This window comes from Kurthia sp. Dielmo (assembly GCF_000307285.2).
GTDB lineage: Bacteria > Bacillota > Bacilli > Bacillales_A > Planococcaceae > Kurthia > Kurthia populi.
This window is the reverse complement of record NZ_HE578960.1, coordinates 320,547-321,729: the sequence shown is the minus strand read 5'-3', so window position 1 is coordinate 321,729 and position 1,183 is coordinate 320,547. Positions and strand designations below refer to the sequence as shown.

The following is a 1,183-nucleotide window of genomic DNA, read 5'->3' as shown; positions in this document are numbered from 1 at the left end:
ATTGCTGCTTACAATAAGATAAGGCTTCTTCTGCAGTTATAGCGGTATCGATTTTTGTAAATCCTTCTTTTGTTAAGATTGTCTTTAGCATCGTTAAAATCGCTATTTCATCATCTACAAGTAAGATTTTTCCTTGTTCCATATAACTCACCTCACGTTTATTTTAGCATGTTCTTTTCTATTCATTAGACATTTAAGGAAATGTTAAGGTTGTATTTCATTTAAGGAAAGATTCGAAAGGTATACTAGTTATACAAACAGAACAGGGAGAGGATTTAGGATGCTACCAATTGCAAAGCAGGAGTTTTGGCAATTAACGAAAAATATTAAATCGATTGTTATGGTTATTGTGTTACTTGCCGCATCGTATTATTTTTCAAAAAATGGACGTGTCTTTGCTGAATTTTTAGGCTATGGCAGTGACACAGATGCCGCATTATATGCTACAGGACTAATTATTATCGTTTTATTTTTAGGACCATTATTCGTCATGGCATTATCACATGATGTGATTAATCGAGAAGTTTCTAATCGAACAATTCGTTTTTTATTAACACGTACATCAAGTAATCGTATTATTTGGGGAAAGTTTATTGGGACAGTTGCATTTTGGGTTACTTGTATTGCCTTAGCCGTCATTATTATTGGCATTACATCGCATACCTTTAGCGGCGTAATTTTAGCAAGTGTACTATGCTTACTTATTATTGAAATTGCCTTCGCGGTCGTTTTATCGATTGTGATTCCAAAACCACGTATGACGATGTTTTTGGGCATTGTTTTCGGAATTATGCTACCCATCTTATCGAACGTAGTAGAGTATACAGATAAATGGTGGGGCAATTTCCGCTACATTAGCCCAATGCATTATATTCAAGAAGAAAATTGGCAAATGATTATTTTACCAATTGCGGCAATCGTTCTTATTGTTGCGGCAACACAGGTTTTTAAACGAGGTGAATACTAATGTTACGTGTAGAGAAATTAACGAAAAACTACGGTAAAAAGCAAGTGTTGAATTCTGTTGATTTAACAGTTTATGAAGGCGAAGTTTTTGGTTTTTTAGGCCGAAATGGTGCAGGTAAATCAACATTCATTAATATTTTAACAGGGCTAGCTCAACCCACTTCTGGCTCAGTTACATTTTTCAATAATGAACAACTTTCAAACGATGTGAAAAAAC

Annotated in this window: 2 protein-coding genes; both read left to right on the top strand. The window is 34.4% G+C overall.

The features are described from left to right. Positions 1–280: 280 nt before the first annotated feature. Positions 281–967 carry an ABC transporter permease gene (locus KTHG_RS15175; protein WP_126990390.1) on the top strand — a complete coding sequence of 229 codons (687 nt, stop codon included), beginning with the start codon at positions 281–283 and terminating at the stop codon, positions 965–967. Then, a partial coding sequence (locus KTHG_RS15170; protein ID WP_139994886.1) for an ATP-binding cassette domain-containing protein occupies positions 967–1,183 on the top strand: 217 nt, incomplete at its 3' end. The genes KTHG_RS15175 and KTHG_RS15170, both read left to right, overlap by 1 nt.

Bases quoted from the DNA above. Each gene is read 5' to 3' on its own strand.
- KTHG_RS15175 (WP_126990390.1), top strand. From the start codon at position 281: ATGCTACCAATTGCAAAGCAGGAGTTTTGGCAATTAACGAAAAATATT.